Below are 20,794 nucleotides of genomic sequence, written 5' to 3'. Positions count from 1 at the left end.
GTCCACGCCGTCCGCGCATCCCGCGCAGCCCGAGACGAGACCCGAGCAGCCCGAGACGAAAGCAGCGGTGTCCAGTGAGCGACCAGAGGATGCGCGACTACCTCAACCGGGTGACCATCGACCTGCGGGACACCCGGCAGCGGCTCCGGGAGGCCGAGGCCCGCACGAGCGAGCCGATCGCGATCGTGGCGATGAGCTGCCGCTTCCCCGGCGGCGTCCGCACTCCCGAGGACCTGTGGGAACTGCTCGCCGAAGGGCGCGACACCATCGCGCCGGTCCCCGGCGACCGGGGCTGGGAGACCGCCTGGCCGTCCGGCGGCACGGTCCCCGGGCGAGGGGCGTTCCTGGACGGCGCGGCGGACTTCGACCCGGAGTTCTTCGGCATCTCGCCCCGTGAGGCGGTCGCGATGGACCCGCAGCAGCGGCTGCTGCTGATGGCGTCCTGGGAGGCCGTCGAGCAGGCCGGCATCGACCCGCTCACCCTGCGGGGCAGCCGTACCGGGGTGTACGTCGCGGCCATCGACCAGGGGTACGCGACGCTGGGCTCCGGCGCGGCCGAAGCCGTCCAGGGGTTCCTGATGACGGGGAACTCGATGAGCGTGATGTCCGGGCGGGTGTCCTACGCGCTCGGTCTCGAAGGCCCGGCCGTCTCCGTGGACACCGCCTGTTCGGCCTCGCTGGTGGCGCTGCACCTCGCGGCGCGGGCCCTGCGGGCCGGTGAGTGCTCGCTCGCGCTCGCCGGCGGGGCCAGCGTGATGGCGCTGCCGGCGGTGTTCGTCGAGTTCAGCCGGCAGGGCGCGATGTCCCCCGACGGCCGCTGCAAGCCGTTCGCGGCGGCCGCGGACGGCACCGGCTGGGGCGAGGGCGTGGGGATGCTGCTGCTGGAGCGGCTGTCGGACGCGCGCCGCAACGGCCGTACGGTGCTGGCCGTGCTGCGCGGCTCGGCCGTCAACCAGGACGGCGCCAGCAACGGCCTGACCGCCCCCAACGGCCCCTCCCAGCAGCGGGTCATCCGGGCGGCCCTCGCCGACGCCGGACTGACCGCCTCCGAGGTCGACGCGGTGGAGGCGCACGGCACCGGGACCGTACTCGGCGACCCGATCGAGGCCGACGCGCTGCTGGCCACCTACGGCCAGGACCGGCCCGCCGGGCGTCCGCTGTGGCTGGGGTCGCTGAAGTCGAACATCGGGCACACCCAGGCCGCCGCCGGGGTCGCCGGGGTCATCAAGACGGTGCTCGCGCTGCGGCACGGCGTCCTGCCCCGCACCCTGCACGTGGACGCGCCCACCCCGCACGCCGACTGGTCCTCGGGCGCCGTCGAACTCCTCACCGAGGCCCGCGACTGGCCCGCCGTCGACCGGCCACGCCGGGCCGGGGTGTCCTCGTTCGGCATGAGCGGCACCAATGCGCACGTCGTCCTCGAACAGGCACCGGAGCCGGAACAGGCCGACGGACCGGAAGCGGCGACCGACGGCCCGGACACCGCAGCCGGGGCGGGCGCGCCCGGGGCCGTGCTGCCCTGGGTGCTGTCCGGCCGCACCGCGTCCGCGCTCGGGGACCAGGCGGCCCGGCTGCGCGCCCGGCTCGCCACGGACGCGCCCGCACGGGCGGCCGACATCGGGTTCTCGCTGGCGACCACCCGGTCCGCTTTCGAACACCGGGCCGTGGTGATCGGCGACGGGCGCCCCGCACTGCTGGACGGCCTCGCCGCCCTGTCCGGGCCGGGCACGGACCTCTCCACCGCCCCGGCCACGCCCGCCGACGTCGTCGCGGGCACCGGCCGGGTCGTCGAGGGCCGGACGGCACTGGTGTTCCCCGGCCAGGGCTCCCAGTGGGCCGGCATGGCGCGGGACCTGCTCGCCACCAGCCCCGTGTTCCGGGACCGCCTCGCCGCCTGCGACGCCGCCCTCTGCGCCCATGTCGACTGGCGGCTCCCCGCCGTCCTGGAGGGCGCGCCCGGGGCACCCTCCCTGGAACGGGTGGACGTGGTGCAGCCGGTGCTGTGGGCGGTGATGGTGTCACTGGCCGCGCACTGGGAGTCCTGGGGCGTCCGGCCCGACGCCGTGGTCGGGCACAGCCAGGGCGAGATCGCCGCCGCCGTGGTGGCGGGAGCGCTGAGCCTGGAGGACGGGGCGAAGGTCGTCGCCCTGCGCAGCCGGGCCATCCGGGCGCTGGCCGGACTCGGCGGCATGGTCGCGGTGTCCCTGCCCGAGGACCGGGTCCGCGCCGAGATCGCCCCCTGGGCCGAGAAGCTGTCGGTGGCCGCCGTCAACGGGCCCGCCGCCGTGGTGGTCTCGGGCGAGACCCAGGCCCTGGCCGAACTGCTCGCCCACTGCGCCGCACAGGGCGTACGGGCCCGGTCCGTACCCGTGGACTACGCCTCGCACTCGGCCCAGGTCGAAGGGATCAGGTCCGAGGTGCTGGCCGCGCTGGCCGGCGTATGCCCGCTCCCGGCCCGGATTCCACTGTTCTCCACCGTCACCGGCGACCGGCTCGACACCACGGTCATGGACGCCGACTACTGGTACCGCAACCTCCGCGGGACCGTCCGCTTCGATGCCGCCGTCCGCTCCCTGATCGAACAGGGCCACGAGGTCTTCGTCGAGGTGTCGCCGCACCCGGTGCTGACCATGGCCCTCCAGGACACCGCCGAGGCCACCGGCGCCGAGGAGCCGCCCGTGGTCGTCGGCACCCTGCGCCGCGACGACGGCGGACTGCGCCGGGCCCTGCGCTCGGCCGCCGAACTGTGGGTGGCCGGCGCGGCCGTCGACTGGTCCGCGGTGTACGCCGGCACCGGCGCCCGCCCGACCGCTCTGCCCGGATACCCCTTCCAGCTGCGGCGCTACTGGCTGGAGCCGGAGGCGGCGCCCGGCACCGGACCGGCCGCCACCGACCCGCACGACACGGCCTTCTGGCACATGGTCGACCACGACGCCCCGGCCGAGATCGCCGCCCACCTCGCCGTCGACGAGGACGCCCTCGCCCCTGTCCTGCCCGCCCTGCGAGGCTGGCGCAAACAGCGGCGCGACGAGAGCGTCATCGACTCCTGGCGCTACCGCATCGGCTGGCAGCCCCTGCCCGACCCGCCGGCCGCCACCCCCGCCGCCGGCACCTGGCTCGTCGTCCTGCCCGCCGGACACGACGACGACGCACGGGTACGCGGCCCGCTGCTCGCCCTCACCGAAGCGGGCGCCACCGTCGTCACGGCCGAACTCACCGCCGACGCCGTCCGCCGCACGGACCTCGCGGACACGCTCGCCACCGCCCTCGGCGACCGCGTCCCGACGGGCGTGCTGTCGCTGCTGGCCGCCGACGACCGGCCCCACCCCGACCACCCGGCCCTGCCCACCGGGACGGCACTCACCGTCGCCCTGGTGCAGGCCCTGGGCGACCTCGCCCTCACCGCACCCCTGTGGTGCGCCACCGCCGGGGCCGTGTCCACGGGCCAGGACGACCCGGTCACCCACCCCCGCCAGGCACTGGTCTGGGGCACCGGACTGGTGGCCGCGCTGGAACTGTCCGCCCGCTGGGGCGGACTCATCGACCTGCCGCCGAACCTCGACGCCCGCGCCAGGACCCGCCTCGCCGCCGTCCTGACGGCCCCCGGCACCGGCCCGGACGGCCTCGGCCGCGAGGACCAGCTCGCCCTGCGCCCCACCGGCCTGCTGGCCCGCCGCCTCCGGCGCGCCCCCCGGAACGACAGCCGTACGAAGCACTGGAAGCCCCGCGGCACCGTCCTGCTGACCGGCGGCACCGGAGCCGTCGGCCCGCACCTCGTCCGCTGGCTGGCCCGCAGCGGCGCCACCCACCTCGTCCTGCCCGGCCGCCGCGGCCCCCAGGCACCCGGCGCGGCCGAACTCGCCGCGGAACTGGCCGCCCTCGGCGTACGACTGACCCTGCCCGTCTGCGACCTGGCGGACCGTCAGGCCGTGGCGGAACTGCTCACCGGCCTGGACACGGCGGGCGACCCGGTCACCGCGGTCGTCCACGCGGCCGCGTTCGTCGCGCTCGCCCCCCTGGACGGCACACCGATGTCCGCGTTCGAACAGATCGTCGCCGCCAAGGCCGCCGGCGCCGAACACCTCGACGCCCTGCTCGACCGCGAACTCGACGCCTTCGTCCTGTTCTCCTCGATCGCCGGAGTCTGGGGCAGCGGCGACCACGGCGCCTACGCCGCGGCCAACGCCTACCTCGACGCCCTGGCCCAGCACCGCCGGGCCCGCGGCCTCACCGCCACCACCGTCGACTGGGGCATCTGGCAGGCCGAGAACCCCTTCCAGGACCGCGTCGCCGGAGCGGACGCCGATCTGTTCAACCTGGAGCAGCACGGCCTGCCCCGGATCGCCCCAGACCTCGCGGTCCACGCCCTGCAACAGGCGCTCGACGACGACGAGACCGTACTCGCCGTCGCCGACGTCGACTGGGAGCAGTTCGCCGCCGTCTTCACCTCCACCCGCCGCAGCCCGCTGCTCACCGGCATCCCCGAAGCCCGCCGCGCCCTGGAAGCCGCGACCGGCGACACGGAGGCACCCGCCGCCGCACTGCTGCGCCAACGGCTCGCCGCCCTCGCCGAATCCGAACAGCACCGCCTGCTGCTCGACCTGGTCCGCATCCACGCGGCAGCCGTCCTCGGCCATCCCTCGGTGGACGCGATCCGGCCCGGCATGGCGTTCCAGGACATGGGCTTCGCCTCCCTCACCGCAGTCGAACTCCGCAACCGGCTCAACACCGCCACCGGACTGCGGCTGCCGTCCACGCTGATCTTCGACCACCCGTCGTCCACCGCGCTCGCCCGGGAGATCCGCGCCGAACTGCTCGGCCGACAGGCCACCGACCCGGACGCCGCAGCGCACCCGCCCGCGCCCGACGACGAGCCGATCGCGATCGTGTCCATGGCCTGCCGCTTCCCCGGCGGCATCGGCACCCCCGAAGACCTGTGGCGCCTGCTCGCCGACGGCGGCGACGCCGTCTCGGACTTCCCCACCGACCGCGGCTGGGACCTGGAGGGCCTCTACGACCCCGACCCCGACCGCCCCGGCACCTCGACCACCCGGCACGGCGGCTTCCTGCACGACGCCGCCGACTTCGACGCGGAGTTCTTCGGCATCTCGCCGCGCGAGGCCCTGGCCATGGACCCCCAGCAGCGGCTGCTCCTGGAAACCACCTGGGAGGCGATCGAACGCGCCGCCATCGACCCGGCCGCCCTGCGCGGCAGCCGCACCGGAGTGTTCACCGGCGTCAACTACGCCGACTACGCGGCCGTCGTCGCCCAGTCGGAGGAAGGAGACGGCCACCTGCTCACCGGCAGCGCACCCAGCGTCGTATCCGGCCGGGTCGCCTACACCCTGGGCCTCGAAGGCCCCGCCGTGACCATCGACACGGCCTGCTCCTCCTCACTCGTCGCCATGCACTACGCCGGCCGGGCCCTGCGCGGCGGCGACTGCTCCCTCGCCCTGGTCGGCGGCGTCGCCCTGATGGCGACCCCTGGCGCCCTGATCAGCTTCTCCCGGCAACGGGGACTCGCCGAGGACGGCCGCTGCAAGGCCTTCTCGGACGACGCGGACGGCATGGGCATGGGCGAAGGCGTCGGCGTCCTGCTGCTGGAGCGGCTGTCGGACGCCCGCCGCAACGGACACCCGGTACTGGCGGTGGTACGCGGCTCCGCCGTCAACCAGGACGGCGCCAGCAACGGGCTCTCCGCCCCCAACGGTCCGTCGCAGCAGCGGGTGATCCGGGCGGCGCTCGCGGACGCGGGCCTGACGGCGTCCGAGGTGGACGTGGTGGAGGCGCACGGCACCGGCACCACCCTCGGCGACCCCATCGAGGCGCAGGCCCTGCTGGCCACCTACGGCCAGGACCGGCCCGGCGGACGGCCCCTGCTGGTCGGCTCCCTCAAGTCCAACCTCGGCCACGCCCAGGCAGCATCGGGCGTGGCGGGGGTCATCAAGACGGTGCTGTCCATGCGGCACGGGCAGGTGCCCCGCACCCTGCACGTCAGCAGGCCCTCCGGCCACGTCGACTGGACGCGTGGAGCGCTGGCCCTCGCGACCGAGCAGCAGCCCTGGCCGTCCCACGGCCGCCCCTTCCGGGCCGGAGTGTCCTCCTTCGGCCTGAGCGGCACCAACGTCCACACCATCCTCGAACACACCCCCCTGGAGGATGACGGCCCGCCGGCCGAGCGCACCCCCCTGCCGGCGGTGCCCTGGCTGCTGTCGGCGAAGAGCCCGCAGGCACTGCGCCTCCAGGCCGACCGGCTGCGCCGCCACCTGGACGGCAACCCCGGGGTCGACCCGCGCGACATCGGATCCGCCCTGCACACGCGCACCGCCTTCGAGTACCGGAAGGCACTGGTCGGGGACCGGGACCAACTCCACACCCTGCTGGGCCGGATGGCCGACGACGACTCGGGAGCGTGGGACGGCGGTCGCCCGGTCGACGGTCGTTCGGTGTTGGTGTTCCCGGGTCAGGGTTCGCAGTGGGTGGGGATGGCCGCGGAGTTGCTGGCCGAATCGGCTGTGTTCGCGGGGCGGATGGCGGAGTGCGAGCGGGCGTTGGCGCCTTATGTCGACTGGTCGTTGGCGGAGGCGTTGGGCTCGGAGGCGCTGCTGGCGCGGGTCGATGTGGTGCAGCCGGTGCTGTGGGCGGTGATGGTGTCGCTGGCGGAGGTGTGGCGTTCGTTCGGTGTCGTTCCGGACGCGGTGGTGGGCCACTCGCAGGGCGAGATCGCCGCGGCGGTGGTGGCGGGCGGTCTGAGCATCGACGACGGGGCGCGGGTGGTGGCGCTGCGTTCCCGTGCGGTGGGGGCGTTGGCGGGTCGTGGCGGGATGGCGTCGGTTCCTCTGCCGGTCGAGGCGGTGCGGGAGCGCATCGCGGGCCGGTTGTCGGTGGCGGCGGTGAACGGTCCGTCGTCGACGGTGGTGTCGGGTGACGCGGACGCGGTGGCGGCACTGGTCGAGGCCTTGGTCGGGGAGGGTGTGCGGGCGCGTCTGATCGAGGTCGACTACGCGTCGCACTCCGCGCATGTGGAGGAGGTCCGCGAGCAGCTGCTCGCCGACCTGGACGGGATCGTGCCCGTCTCGGGCGGGGTGCCGTTCTTCTCGACGGTGACGGGCGGCTGGCTGGACACGAAGTTCCTCGACGCCGAGTACTGGTACCGGAACCTGCGGGAGACGGTGGAGTTCGGGAAGGCCACGGAGGCGTTGCTGGGGGAGGGCTTCCGGTTCTTCGTCGAGTCCAGCCCGCATGCGGTGCTGGGTGTGGCGGTGGGGGAGTCGGTGGAGGCCGCGGGTGTGGATGCCGTGGTGTTGGGGACGTTGCGTCGTGGGGAGGGCGGCCCGGCGCAGGTGTTGCGTGCGGTGGGCCGTGCGTGGGAGTGCGGGTTGGGGGCGGACTTCTCGGGTGCGTTCCCGGGGGCGCGGCGGGTGGACCTGCCGACGTACGCCTTCCAGCGCAGCCGCTACTGGCCCGAGCCGGCGCCCACCGCGGCGGCCGATGTGGGCGCGGCCGGGCTCGATCCGGCCGACCACCCCGTCCTCGGAGCGGCCATCGAACTGGCCGACACGGGTGAACTGCTGCTCACGGGCCGGATCTCGCTGCGTACCCACCCCTGGCTCGCCGACCATGCGGTGGCCGGTACGGTCCTGCTGCCCGGCGCGGCCTTCGCGGAACTCGCGGTACGCGCCGCGGACGAGGCCGGCTGCCGCACGGTGGAGGAACTGACGCTCCAGTCACCGCTGTTGATACCCGCCGACACCGCCGTCCGCCTGCAGGTTCGGGTCGGCGCCACGGACGCGCACGGCAGCCGCTCACTGGACCTGTTCTCCTGCCGCGAGGACGCGGCGACCCCGCACTGGACCGCGCACGCGACCGGCAGGCTCGCCGCCGACGCCACGACCCGCGAGCCGTCGTCCTCAGCCGTACCGGACGACGCCGGCTCCTGGCCCCCGCCCGGCGCCGTCCCGATCCCCGTCGACGACCTGTACGAGCGGTTCCGTGCCTCCGGTTACGGCTACGGACCCGCCTTCCGCGGGCTCACCGCTGCCTGGCGCCGGGGTGACGAGATCCTCACCGAGGTACGTCTGCCCGAGGACCAGCACCGGTCCGCCTCCGCCTTCGGCGTGCACCCCGCCCTCCTGGACGCCGCCCTCCAGGGGCTGTTCCTGCGGGCTCGGCCGGACACCGAACCGGGCGCGGACCGGCCGTCCGCCGGACTGCCGTTCTCCTGGAGCGGAGTCGGGCTGCACGCCTCCGGAGCCACCGCGCTCAGGGTACGGCTCGGCTTCCGGCCGGACGGATCGGTGTCGATCGACGCGACCGACTCGAACGGCCTCCCGGTCGCGTCGGTCGAGGCGCTCGCCGTCCGCCCGATCGACCTCGACACCCTCCGCCCGGGCGGCGGCCCGGAATCCCTCTACCGGGTGCAGTGGTCGGCGGTGCCCGCCACCGCACCCGCCGACCCCCTCGGACACTGGGCTGTCCTCGGCGGCCGGGAACTCTTCCCGGACAGCCATCCGGACCTGGCCGCGCTCGGTGCCGCGCTGGACGGGGGAGCGCCGTCGCCCGCCGCCGTACTGGCCTGGTGCGACCACACCCCGGACCTTTCGTCCCCGCCCGACGCCGCATCCGTGCACACCGCACTGGACGACGCCCTGCGGCTCGTCCAGGACTGGCTGGCCGACCCGCGATGGGACGACGGCACCCGGCTCGTGCTCGTCACCCGGGGTGCGGTCTCCACGGCAGCCGGCGAGGAGGTCACCGACCTCACCGGCGCCGCGGTCCGCGGCCTCGTCCGCTCCGCCCAGTCCGAGCACCCGGGCCGCTTCCTGCTGATCGACACCGACGACCCGGCCGCCGTGGCCGGCCTGCTGCCCCGGGCACTGGCCGGAACGGAACCCCAACTGGCGATACGCGGCGGAGAGCTCCTCGCCGCCCGCCTCACCAGGGCCACCGTCGCCACGGACCCGAACCCGGCCCCGGACACACCGTCCGGTATCGCCGCGGCCGGGGGAACCGTCCTTGTCACCGGGGCCGGCGGCGCGCTCGGCGGCCTGGTGGCACAGCACCTCGTGACCGCGCACGGCGTACAGAACCTGCTGCTCGTCGGCAGGCGCGGCACGGACGCACCGGGCCTGGCCGACCTCGCCGCCGAACTGCGCGGCCTCGGCGCCCGGGTGGACGTGGAGGCCTGTGACGTCGCCGACCGGGACGCGCTCGCCGCGCTGCTCGCCGGCATCCCCGCCGACCGCCCGCTGACCGCGGTCGTCCACGCGGCCGGCGTCCTGGACGACGGGACGATCGAGTCGCTGACCCCCGGGCGGATGCGCCACGTCCTGCGGCCCAAGGTCGACGCAGCCCTCAACCTGCACAACCTCACCCGTGACCTCGCGCTGTCGGCCTTCGTCCTGTTCTCCTCCGCGTCCGCCACGGTCGGCAACGCCGGGCAGGGCAACTACGCGGCCGCCAACGCCTTCCTCGACGCGCTCGCCCAGCACCGCCGTGCCCTGAAACTGCCCGCCCAGTCGCTCGCCTGGGGCCTGTGGGCGCGCCGCAGCACCATGACCGGCACGCTCACCGCCGCCGACCTGCGGCGGATGTCCCGGGGAGGCACCGCGGCCATCGGCAGCGAAGAGGGCCTGGCCCTGTTCGACGCGGCGCTCACCCTGGACGAACCGCTGCTCGTCCCGGTCAAGATCGACCTCGGCCGGCTCCGGACGGCAGCCCGGACCGGACCCGTCCCGGCCCTGCTCGCCGCCCTGGTCCCCGGTACCGCACGCCGCCCCGCCTCCGGGGCGGACGCCGCCGAAGCGGACTCGCTGCGCCGCCGGCTGACCGGCCTCACCCCGGAGGAACGCGTCGCCACCCTGCTCGACCTGGTACGGAGCCGGGTCGCCGACATCCTCGGCCACGGCGGACCCGAGGCCGTCGACCCGGACCAGGCGTTCAAGGACCTCGGCTTCGACTCGCTCACCTCCGTCGAACTCCGCAACCGGCTCGGCGCCGCCACCGGCCGCCGGCTGCCCGCCACCCTGGTCTTCGACCACCCCACCCCGGCCGCCGTCGCCGCCCACCTCACCGGGCGCCTGGTACCCGACGGGCCGGGCGACCCCGCCGGCACCGGGAAGGCCGCCGGGGCGTACCTCGCCGACCGGCCGGAGACACCGGACACGCCGGCTCCCGACGCCGACATCAACGCCATGGCCGTCGACGACCTCGTCCGGATGGCCCTGGGCGGCGAACGTGACTGACCGACAGCCGCAGAAGGAGAAGCCCGACCCCATGCCCACCGACACGGACCAGGTGGTCGCCGCCCTGCGCGCCTCGCTGGTGGACAACCAGCGCCTGCGGCAGGAGAACCGACGGCTCCGCGACGACTCCGCCGAGCCCATCGCCATCGTGGCGATGAGCTGCCGCTACCCCGGCGGCGTACGCACCCCGGAAGACCTGTGGGAGCTGCTGGTCAAGGAACGCGACGCGGTCTCGCCGTTCCCCACCGACCGCGGCTGGGACGTCGAGGGCGGCTTCGACGCCGACCCCGACGCCCCCGGCACCTTCTACGTCCGGGAAGGCGGCTTCCTCCACGACGCGACCGGCTTCGACCCCGGCTTCTTCGGCATCTCGCCGCGCGAGGCCCTGGCCATGGACCCGCAGCAGCGGCTGCTGCTGGAAGCGTCCTGGGAAGCGGTGGAACGCGCGGGCATCGACCCGGCGACCCTGCGCGGCAGCCGCACCGGCGTCTACACCGGAGTGATCTACAGCGAATACGGGTCCCGGCTCGGCCGGGTGCCCGACGAAGTGGAAGGCTTCCTCGGCACCGGCACCATCCCCAGCGTCGCCTCGGGCCGGATCGCCTACACCCTGGGCCTGGAAGGCCCGGCGGTCACCCTGGACACCGCCTGCTCGTCCTCCCTGGTCGCCGTCCACCTCGCCTGCCAGGGGCTGCGCTCCGGCGACACCACCCTCGCCCTGGCCGGTGGGGTGACCGTGATGTCCACCCCCGGCCTGTACGTCGGGTTCAGCCGCCAGCGCGGCCTGGCACCCGACGGACGCAGCAAGTCCTTCTCGTCCGCGGCGGACGGAGCCGGGTTCGGGGAGGGCCTGGGCCTGCTCCTGCTGGAACGGCTCTCGGACGCCCGGCGCGCGGGGCACCCCGTCCTGGCCGTCATCCGCGGCTCGGCCGTCAACCAGGACGGCGCCAGCAACGGGCTGACCGCCCCGAACGGGCCCGCGCAGCAGCGTGTCATCAACGGGGCGCTCGCCCGTGCCGGACTCGACCCGTCCGAGGTCGACATGGTGGAGGCGCACGGCACCGGCACCGTCCTCGGCGACCCCATCGAGGCGCAGGCGCTCATGGCCACGTACGGGCAGGACCGGCCCGCCGGGAGGCCGTTGCGGCTGGGCTCGCTGAAGTCCAACCTGTCCCACACCCAGGCCGCCGCGGGCGTCGGCGGGGTGATCAAGTCGGTGCTCGCGATGCGGCACGGCGTGATGCCGCGCACCCTGCACGTCGACCGTCCCTCGCCCCGGATCGACTGGACCGAGGGAGCCGTCTCCCTGCTCACCGAGGCCGCCCCCTGGCCGGAGACGGGACGTCCGCGCCGGGCCGGGGTGTCCTCCTTCGGCGCCAGCGGCACCAACGCCCACGTCATCCTCGAACAGGCCCCGGCCGACCCGGCAGCTTCCGACGGGTCCGCCACGCCGGAACCGGTGCCCGCCGCCGTCCCCTGGATCCTGTCGGCGCGTACCCCGGATGCGCTGCGCGCCCAGGCGACGGCGCTGTACGAGCGGGTGGTGGCGGAACCGGGCCTGAGCGTGACGGACGTCGGCCATTCGCTGGCGGCGGGGCGTTCGCGGTTCGCGGAGCGCGCGGTGGTGGTGGGGGCGGACCGGGGCGAACTGCTGGCCGGTGTCGCCGCCCTGTCGCGGGGCGTGCGTGCGGCGGGCGTGACGGTCGGCAGCGGGCTGCCCCCGGGCCGTTCGGTGTTGGTGTTCCCGGGTCAGGGTTCGCAGTGGGTGGGGATGGCCGCGGAGCTGCTGGCCGAATCGGCTGTGTTCGCCGGGCGGATGGCCGAGTGCGAGCGGGCGCTGGCGCCTTACGTGGACTGGTCGTTGGCGGAGGCGCTGGGCTCGGAGCGGTTGCTCGCACGGGTCGACGTGCTGCAGCCGGTGCTGTGGTCGGTGATGGTGTCGCTGGCGGAGGTGTGGCGCTCGTTCGGCGTCGTTCCGGACGCGGTGGTGGGCCACTCCCAGGGCGAGATCGCCGCCGCGGTGGTGGCGGGTGGCCTGAGCATCGACGACGGGGCGCGGGTGGTGGCGCTGCGTTCCCGTGCGGTGGGGGCGTTGGCGGGCCGTGGCGGGATGGCGTCGGTGCCCCTGCCGGTGGACGTGGCACGGGAGCGCATCGCCCCGTGGGCGGGCCGGCTCTCGGTGGCGGCGGTGAACGGCCCGTCGTCGGTGGCGGTGTCGGGCGACGCCGACGCGGTCACGGCCCTGGTGGAGGAACTCCTGGAGGAAGGGGTGTGGGCGACCCGCATCGAAACCGACTTCGCGTCGCACTCCTCGCACGTGGAGCAGATCCGCGAGCGCCTGCTCTCCGACCTGGACGGGATCACCCCCCTCGCGGGTGCGGTGCCGTACTACTCCAGCGTGACCGGCGGCCTGCTGGACACGAAGTCCCTGGGCGCCGAGTACTGGTACCGCAACGTCCGGCAGACCGTCGAGTTCGAGCGGGCGACCCGCTCGCTCCTCGCGGCCGGGCACCGCGTCTTCATCGAGTCCGGCCCCCAGCCCGCCCTGATGTACGCGATCGAGGACACGGCCGCCAACGCGGGCGCCCCGGAGACGCTGGTGCTCGACACCCTGCGGCGCGGGGCCGGAGGGCTCCGCCGACTCCAGCTCGCGCTCGCCGAGGCACACGTCCGGGGCCTGCGCGTCGACTGGGAGCGACTGTTCGCGGGAACCGGTGCCCAGCGGGTGGACCTGCCCACCTACGCCTTCCAACGACGCCGCTACTGGCTGGACGCCCTGCCAGCCGACCGGGACCAGGCGGCCACCGGCCAGTCCGCCGCGGACCACCCGCTGCTCGGCGCCGCGGTCGAACTGCCCGACGACGCGGGCACCCTCTTCACCGGCCGGCTCTCCTCGGCCACCCACCCCTGGCTCGCCGACCACGCCGTGGCCGGAGCCGTGATCCTGCCCGGCGCGGCCCTCGTGGAACTGGCCGCGCACGTGGGCCGCCGCCTCGGCTGCGCCCTCGTGGAGGAGCTGACCCTCGCCGCCCCGCTGCTGCTGCCCGACGATCAGGCCGTGCAACTGCGCGTACGGGTGGGCGCCGAAGACGGCACGGGACGGCGCCCGGTGGAGTTCCACTCCCGGCCCGAGGCCGCCCCCGGCTCCGCCGACCGGCCCTGGACCCGGCACGCGACCGGCGCGGTCGGCCCCCGGGACCCGTCGGCCGACCGGGACGACACGACCGAACCGGCCGGCACGTGGCCCCCGCCCGACGCGGTCCCCCTCGACGTGGACGAACTGTACGGGCTGCTCGAAACCCGGGGCGTCGCCTACGGCCCGGCGTTCCGGGGCCTGCGCGCCGCATGGCGCACCGCAGACGCGATCCACGCCGAAGTGGCCCTGCCCGACGGCCTCCCTGCCGGCGGGGAGGGCGGCTTCGGCGTGCACCCGGCCCTCCTGGACGCGGCCCTCCAGACGACCGGTCTGCGCGAAGGCGCCGCGACCGCGGAGCCCGCCGACAGCGTCCCCCTGCCGTTCTCCTGGCAGCGCGTCGCGATCGAGACCTCCGACGCGCCGGTCCTGCGCGTCCGGCTGCGCCCCGACGGCCCGGACGCCGTCACCGCGCGGATCACCGATCCCTCGGGGCGCACGGTGGCGACGGTCGGCTCGCTCACCCTGCGCACGGCGTCCACCGCCGCACCGCGGGCGTCCTCCGGCTCCGTCTTCCACGTCGGCTGGACGCCGGTCACTGCCGGGCCCGGCCCGCGCCCGGTCACCCGCTGGGGCCTCCTCGGCCCGCAGGACGAGCGGCTGCTGCCGGCCGCCTTCCCTACCGGACCCCCGTCCGCGACACCCGACGCGATGCTGCTGACCTGCCCCCCGTCCGCCGACACCGTGCCCGCGGACGCCCCCGCCCGGGACGCGGACCCCGCGGCGGTGCACGCGGTCGCGTCCGGGGTCCTGGACCGCCTCCAGGCCCACCTGGCCGACGACACCACCGCCCGTACGCCCCTGGTGGTGCTCACCCGGGGCGCGACCGGCCCGCTCGGTGCGCAGCCGCAGCCGGCGGACCTCGGTGCGGCGGCCGTCTGGGGCATGCTCCGAGCCGCTCAGCTCGAACACCCCGACCGGTTCGTGCTGCTGGACACCGAAGGGCCGGACCCGGACGGTCTCGGCGACGCGCTCGCCGAGCTCCTCGCCACGGGCGAACCACAGGCGGCCCTGCGCGGTGGCGTCCTGTACGCGCCCCGACTGATACGGCCGCCGGTCACCACCGCCACGGCCACCACCGCCACCGCGACCCGGCCGGCCGGCCCGTTCGGGCCGTCCGAAGGGACGGTACTGGTGAGCGGGGGCGGCGCGCTCGCGGCCGTCCTGGCGCGCCATCTGGTCGCCGCGCACGGGGTACGCCACCTCCTCGTGCTGAGCCGCCGCGGCGCCGACGCCCCCGGCATGCCGGAGCTGACGGCGGAGCTGGCCGAGGCCGGAGCCGAACTGGCCGCCGTCAGCTGTGATGTGTCCGACCGTCAGGCACTGGCCGCCGCCCTGGCGGCCATCCCCGAACGCCATCCGCTGTGCGCCGTGGTCCACACCGCCGGAGTGCTCGACGACGGTCTGCTGGACGGGCTGACGGGGGAGCGGATGACCGCCGTCCTGCGGCCCAAGTTCGACGCCGCCCGGCACCTCGACCAGCTGACGCGCGGAGCGGACCTGTCCGCGTTCGTCGTCTTCTCCTCCGCCGCGGGCGTGCTGGGCAGCCCCGGCCAGGCGTCCTACTCGGCCGCCAACGCCGCGCTCGACGCCCTCATCGCGGAACGCCGACGGCTCGGGCTCCCCGGCCTGTCCCTGGCCTGGGGCCCCTGGGAGCGGGTGAGCGGGATGACGGCGGACCTCGGCGGCGCCGAACGGCGGCGCATCGACCGGCGCGGCGCCCGCGGCCTCTCCGACGAGGAGGCCATGGCCCTGCTGGACACGGTGTGCGCCGCGGACGCCGCCCCGCCGGGAGACGGGAGCCCCGTCGTCCTGGCCCACCTCGACCTCACCGTGCGCGGCGACGGCCCGGTGCACCCGATGCTGCGCTCCCTGGTCCGGCGCAGCCCGACCGCGACGACCGGAGCGAAGGGGACGCCGACCGCCGCCGCAGCGCTCCGGCAACGGCTCGACGCCGCCGCCGACGTACAGGAACGCGGGCTGGTCCTGCTTGACATCGTCCTCGCCCAGGCCGCCGAAGTCCTCGGCCACACCGACTCCGGGGCGCTGTCCGCGACGGTGCCCTTCCTCTCCGTCGGATTCGACTCGTTGACCGCGGTCGAGCTCCGCAACCGGCTGGCCGCCGCCACCGGACTGCGGTTGCGGCCCTCCGCCGTCTTCGACAGCGGCACCCCCGCCGCGCTCGCGGCGCGCCTCGCCGCCGAGGCCCGGAGGGAAGACACCCCCCGGCCCGAAACGGCACCCGCAACCGGAACCGCCGCAACCGGAACCGACACCGACACCGCCGACACCGACCCGGTGAGCGTGCTGTTCCGCCGGGCCTGCGCACTCGGCCGGATCGACGAGGGCATCGCCCTGCTCAAGCACGCCTCCGCCCTGCGCCCGGCCTTCCCCAGCGGCAGCGACCTCGCGGCCGCCGGCACCGGCCCGCGGCTGCTGCGCCTGAACGAGCGCGCCGACGCCCCCGTACTCGTCTGCTTCGGCTCCATCGTCGCCCTCGGCGGTGCCCACCAGTACGCCCGCTTCGCCGCCCGCTTCCGGGACCGTTACGCCGTCGCCGCCCTGGACGCCCCCGGATTCACCCCCGAGGAGGAACTGCCCGCCGACATGTCGGCCCTGCTGGACTTCCAGGCGACGACACTGCTCCGGGAACTGCCCGGACGGACGCTCGTCCTGGCCGGCTCCTCCTCCGGCGGCACGCTCGCCCACGGAGTGGCCGCCGCGCTGGAGCAGCGCGGCGAGGGCCCGGCGGCCGTGGTGCTGCTGGACACCTACCTCTCCGACAACGAAGGCATCACCCAGTTCAACGACGTCCTGCTGGGCGGCATGTTCGACCGCGAGGACCAGGCGGCCCCGATGGACGGGACCAGGCTGACCGCGATGGGCGGCTACTTCCGTCTGCTCGACGACTGGAAACCCCCGGCGGTCCGCGCCCCGCTGCTGCTGGTCCGCGCCTCCACCCCGCTCGGCCGCCCGTCCGCCGAAGCCGGTGACTGGCGCTCGTCCTGGGCGGGTGCCGACACCGTCGTCGACGTTCCCGGAGACCACTTCTCGATCATGGAACAGCATGTCGCGACCACCGGCGACGCCGTCGCCGACTGGCTCGGCACCACCCTCCGCACCCCCGAAGACCTGTGACACCGAAGGAGAGCCCGTTGACCACAGCCCCGTACGACGATTCCCCCCCGCGACACGCCCTCACCGTGCTGGGAGCCGGGGTGATGGGCGTCGGCATCACCGTCCTCGCCCTCGGACACGGCCTGCCGGTCCACCTGGTCGACATCGACCGGGAACGGCTCGACCGGGCCACGGACCTGATCGACGGCGACCTCCGGCTGGCCGAGCTGATGGGCGCCCTGCCCGCCGGGACGCCCCTCGGCGCCCTGGCCACCGGCACCTCGCTCAAGGCCGTCGCCGGAGCCACCGCCGTCGTCGAGGCGGTCACCGAGAACGCCGCGATCAAGGCCGCCGTCCTGTCCGAGGTCTCCGGACTGGTCCGGCCCGGAACCCTGCTGATCACCAACACCTCCTCGATCCCCGTCGACGAACTGGCCGGGGCCGTGGAGCGGCCGGAGGATCTGGTCGGCACCCACTTCATGAACCCGCCCTACCTGATCGGCACCGCCGAAGTGGTCCGCGGCGCCAAGACCGGGGAGCCGGCGATGGCCGCCGTGGCGGCCCTGCTCACGGCGCTGCGGCGGCGGGCGGTGGTCGTCCGGGACGCACCCGGCTTCGTGACCAGCCGCATCCTGCACCCGATGATCAACGACGCGGCCCGGGTCGTGGAGGAGGGCACGGCGACCGCGGAGGACGTCGACGCCCTGATGCAGGGCTGCCTGGGACACCCCACCGGCCCGCTGCGCACCGCGGACCTGATCGGCATCGACAACCTCGTCGACTCCCTCACCGTGCTCCACGAACGCACCGGCGACGACGGCTGCCGCCCCGCCGAACTGCTGCTCCGGCTGGTCCGCGAGGGCCGGCTGGGCCGCAAGTCCGGGCGCGGCTTCTACGACTACACCTGATCACCCCGACAAGGAGACGGCCATGACCACAGCGAACACGCCCGACACCCACGACCTGGAGAAGGAACTGCTGGGATTCCTGGAGGAACGCACCGGAACCGCCTGGGACGCCGACACCGACCTGTTCGGCGCCGGCGGCCTGTCGTCCCTGTTCGCCATGCAGGTGGTGGTGCACCTGGAGAAGACCTACGCCATCGCCGTCCGCGGCGCGGACCTGCGGCTGGACAACTTCCGCACCGTACGGCGGATGGCGGAGCTGGTGGACCGGCTCCGGGTGCCCGCCGCCGGGGGCCGGCGTGGGTGAGGACCTGAACAGCGCCATGACCTCCGTCACCCTGCGGGTCGGCGACCAGGCGGGGGAGTGGGACCGGACCGGCCTCATCCCGCTGGACCTGCTCCGCGAACTGGGCGCCGAGGGCCGACTGTGCGCCGAGGTCCCGGAGCAGTACGGCGGCTGGGGGCTCAGCAGCATGCGCAGCGGCGCGTACACCGCCCACGTGGGCGGCCTCTGCAGCTCGCTGCGCAGCGTGATGACCTCCCAGGGCATGGCGGCATGGACCATCCAGCGCCTCGGCACCGCCGAGCAGGCGGCCGCCCACCTCCCCCGGCTGACCGGCGGCGGACTGGCGGCGGTCGGCTTCAGCGAGCCCGGCGCCGGCAGTGACCTCGCGGCGATGACGACGACCGTCCGCCGCGACGGCGACGCGGTCGTCGTCGACGGACACAAGAAGTGGGTGACCGCCGCCCACTACGCCGACCTGCTGGTCGTCGTCGGCCGCTACGAGGACGGCGCGGTGGCCGTCGTGGTGCCCGCCGACACGCCCGGCGTCCGGATCGAGCGGATCGCCGACCCGCTCGGCTGCCGCGCGGCCGGACACGCGGACGTCCACCTCGACGGGGTGCGGCTGCCGGCCGACAGCGTCCTGGGCGGTCACGGACTGCCGCCCGCCCTGCTGGTGACGACCGCGCTGGCCTACGGGCGGATGTCCGTCGCCTGGGGGTGCGTGGGCATCCTGCGGGCCTGTCTGGCGGCGGCCACCGCGCACGCCTCAGGGCGGGAGCAGTTCGGCAGGCCGCTCGCAGAGCACCAGCTCGTCGCCGGGCACCTCGCCGACCTCTACACGGCCGAGCAGGTGGCCCTGCGGGTCTGCGAGCACGCCAGCCGCTGCTGGGACGAAGGGGCGCCGGACCAGGTGGTGGCGACCGTACTGGCCAAGCACGTCAGCGCGACGCAGGCCGCCCGGGGCGCGGCGACGGCCGTCCAGGTCCTGGCCTCGGCCGGGTCCCGGGACGGGCACGCGGTGGCCCGGGCGTACCGGGACGCCAAGTTGATGGAGATCATCGAGGGCAGCAACGAGCTGTGCCGGCTGATGCTGGCACAGCACGCCCTCTCCGCTCCGGGGGCACGGTGAGCGGGCCCACGGCCGACGAGACGAGGAAGGACGGCATGGCCGAGATTGTCAAGTGCCTGGTCTGGGACCTGGACGACACCCTCTGGCAGGGCACCCTGCTGGAGGACGGCGAGGTGCACCTGCCGGACGAGGTGCGCAAGGTGGTGATCGAGCTCGACTCCCGCGGCATCCTCCAGTCCGTCGCCAGCCGTAACGACCACGAGCACGCCTGGGCCCGGCTGGAGGCGTTCGGCGTGGCCGAGTACTTCGTCCTGCCGGAGATCGGGTGGGGCGCCAAGTCCGAGTCGGTGCGCCGGATCGCCGACCGGCTGAACTTCGCGCTCACGACCATCGCCTTCGTCGACGACCGGCCCGCCGAACGCGCCGAAGTGGCCTTCCACCTGCCCGACGTACGGTGCTACCCGGCCGAGCAGGTCCTCGCACTCCCCGAACTCGCCGAGTTCACCCCTGCGGTCAGCACCGTCGACTCCCGGCGCCGCCGCCAGATGTACCAGGCGGGCTTCCGCCGCGAGGCCGAGCGGGCGGCCGCCCCCGGCCCCGACGAGGAGTTCCTGCGCTCCCTGGACCTGCGGATGCGCATCGGCCGGGCCACCGGCGAGGAGCTGTCCCGGGTCGAGGAACTCACCCTGCGCACCAGCCAGATGAACGCGACCGGGGTGCACTACCCGGACGCGGTGCTGCGCGGCCTGATCACCGACCCCCGGCACGAGGTCCTGGTGGTCACCCTCACCGACCGGTTCGGCCCGCACGGCGCGGTCGGCGTCCTGCTGCTCGAACGGCACCCGGGCCTGTGGCACCTCAAGCTGCTCGCCACCTCCTGCCGGGTCGTCGCCTACGGCGCCGGCGCGACCCTGCTGAACTGGCTGGCCGACGCCGCCGCCCGGTCCGGAGTCCACCTGGTCGCGGACTTCCGGGCGACCGAACGCAACCGGATGATGGAGATCGCCTACCGGTTCGCGGGCTTCGAGGGCCTGGACGAAGCCCCGTGCCCGTGTGCCGCCGTCCTCGCGCCGGCTCCGGAGGACACCGGACTCCAGCGCCTCCACCTGGTCCCCGGCCCGCGCGTGGTGTCCACCGTCATCAGCGTGGACGCACCCGACCTGAACGTGCCGGAAGGGGGCCCGGGAACGTCGTGACCGCGGCGGCGGCGGTCGGCGCTCCCGGGCTCCGGCCCGCCGCCCTCAGCGCTTGCGGACGAGTGTGATCCCGTCGGCCATCACCAGCAGCGACAGCTCCACCCGGGGGTCCTTGTGCAGCAGCCGGTTCAAAGCCCGGACCCCGGCGGTCTCCGGGTCCACGGCGGCCGGATCGGCGACCCGGCCGAAGAAGAGGGTGTTGTCGACCACGATCAGACCGCCGGCGCGCAGCAGCGCCAGCGAAGTCTCGTAGTAGCGGACGTAGTTGCCCTTGTCCGCGTCGATGAACACCAGGTCGAAGCTCTCCGGCCCGCGCTCCGCCAGCAGCGCGTCCAGGGTCGCGGTGGCATCGCCGATCCGCAGGTCGATCCGCGAGTCGACCCCGTCCCGCTTCCAGAAGTCGGCGCCGATGGCCGGCCACCGGTCGTCGATGTCGCAGGACACCAGCACCCCGTCGGCCGGGAGCGCGCGGGCCATGCACAGGGTGCTGTAGCCGGTGAAGGTGCCGATCTCCAGCACCGCCCGGGCCCCCGTCAACCCGACCAGCAGGGAGAGCAGTTGGCCCTCCTCCGCCATCACCTGCATGGCGGTCCCGCCGGGGAGGTCCGCGGTGGCCTCCCGCAGTTCCCTGAGTAGATCGTCGTCACGGAGGGAGACCTCCCGGACGTAGGCGAGCAGGTCGTGGGTGGCTTCTGTCTGGTGGGCCATGGCGCGGGGGGTCCTCTCGAAGGAGATCGGGTCGAAGGAGGTCGGGTCGAAAAGCATCGGGGGAAGGGGAACAGGG

General features: G+C 74.9%; 7 protein-coding genes. 6 read left to right on the top strand and 1 reads right to left on the bottom strand.

The annotated features are described in order from the left end of the window. The first annotated feature begins 74 nt into the window (after positions 1-74). The 6 genes from ACGF13_RS34810 to ACGF13_RS34785 are packed head-to-tail and all read left to right on the top strand — an operon-like array spanning position 75 to position 20,010. Positions 75-10,244 carry a type I polyketide synthase gene (locus tag ACGF13_RS34810; RefSeq protein ID WP_392883125.1) on the top strand — a complete coding sequence of 3,390 codons (10,170 nt, stop codon included), beginning with the start codon at positions 75-77 and terminating at the stop codon, positions 10,242-10,244. Positions 10,245-10,275: 31 nt separating this feature from the next. Further along, the gene (locus ACGF13_RS34805) at positions 10,276-16,575 is read left to right on the top strand and encodes a type I polyketide synthase (protein ID WP_392883122.1); all 6,300 of its coding nucleotides are present in this window, start codon (positions 10,276-10,278) and stop codon (positions 16,573-16,575) included. A gap of 17 nt (positions 16,576-16,592) precedes the next feature. Beyond that, positions 16,593-17,462, top strand: a complete 870-nt coding sequence (locus ACGF13_RS34800; RefSeq protein WP_392883119.1) for a 3-hydroxyacyl-CoA dehydrogenase family protein — start codon at positions 16,593-16,595, stop codon at positions 17,460-17,462. Between the two features lie 22 nt (positions 17,463-17,484). Then, complete coding sequence (locus ACGF13_RS34795; RefSeq protein ID WP_392883116.1) at positions 17,485-17,766, top strand: acyl carrier protein; 282 nt, start codon at positions 17,485-17,487, stop codon at positions 17,764-17,766. After that, on the top strand, positions 17,759-18,874 hold the full coding sequence (locus ACGF13_RS34790; RefSeq protein WP_392883113.1) for an acyl-CoA dehydrogenase family protein: 1,116 nt from the start codon (positions 17,759-17,761) through the stop codon (positions 18,872-18,874). The genes ACGF13_RS34795 and ACGF13_RS34790 overlap by 8 nt, the downstream gene beginning before the upstream one ends. Positions 18,875-18,909: 35 nt before the next feature. After that, positions 18,910-20,010 carry an HAD-IIIC family phosphatase gene (locus tag ACGF13_RS34785; protein ID WP_392883110.1) on the top strand — a complete coding sequence of 367 codons (1,101 nt, stop codon included), beginning with the start codon at positions 18,910-18,912 and terminating at the stop codon, positions 20,008-20,010. Between the two features lie 45 nt (positions 20,011-20,055). Here the strand turns inward: ACGF13_RS34785 and ACGF13_RS34780 are convergent, their stop codons facing one another. Next, positions 20,056-20,718, bottom strand: coding sequence for a class I SAM-dependent methyltransferase (locus ACGF13_RS34780; protein ID WP_392883181.1), 663 nt, complete (start codon positions 20,716-20,718; stop codon positions 20,056-20,058). Positions 20,719-20,794: the final 76 nt, after the last annotated feature.

It is taken from the genome of Kitasatospora sp. NPDC048286, assembly GCF_043201735.1.
GTDB lineage: Bacteria > Actinomycetota > Actinomycetes > Streptomycetales > Streptomycetaceae > Kitasatospora.
This window is presented reverse-complemented; position numbering and strand designations above follow the sequence as displayed.

Bases quoted from the DNA above. Each gene is read 5' to 3' on its own strand.
- ACGF13_RS34805 (WP_392883122.1), top strand. From the start codon at position 10,276: ATGCCCACCGACACGGACCAGGTGGTCGCCGCCCTGCGCGCCTCGCTG.
- ACGF13_RS34795 (WP_392883116.1), top strand. From the start codon at position 17,485: ATGACCACAGCGAACACGCCCGACACCCACGACCTGGAGAAGGAACTG.
- ACGF13_RS34785 (WP_392883110.1), top strand. From the start codon at position 18,910: ATGGCCGAGATTGTCAAGTGCCTGGTCTGGGACCTGGACGACACCCTC.
- ACGF13_RS34780 (WP_392883181.1), bottom strand. From the start codon at position 20,718: ATGGCCCACCAGACAGAAGCCACCCACGACCTGCTCGCCTACGTCCGG.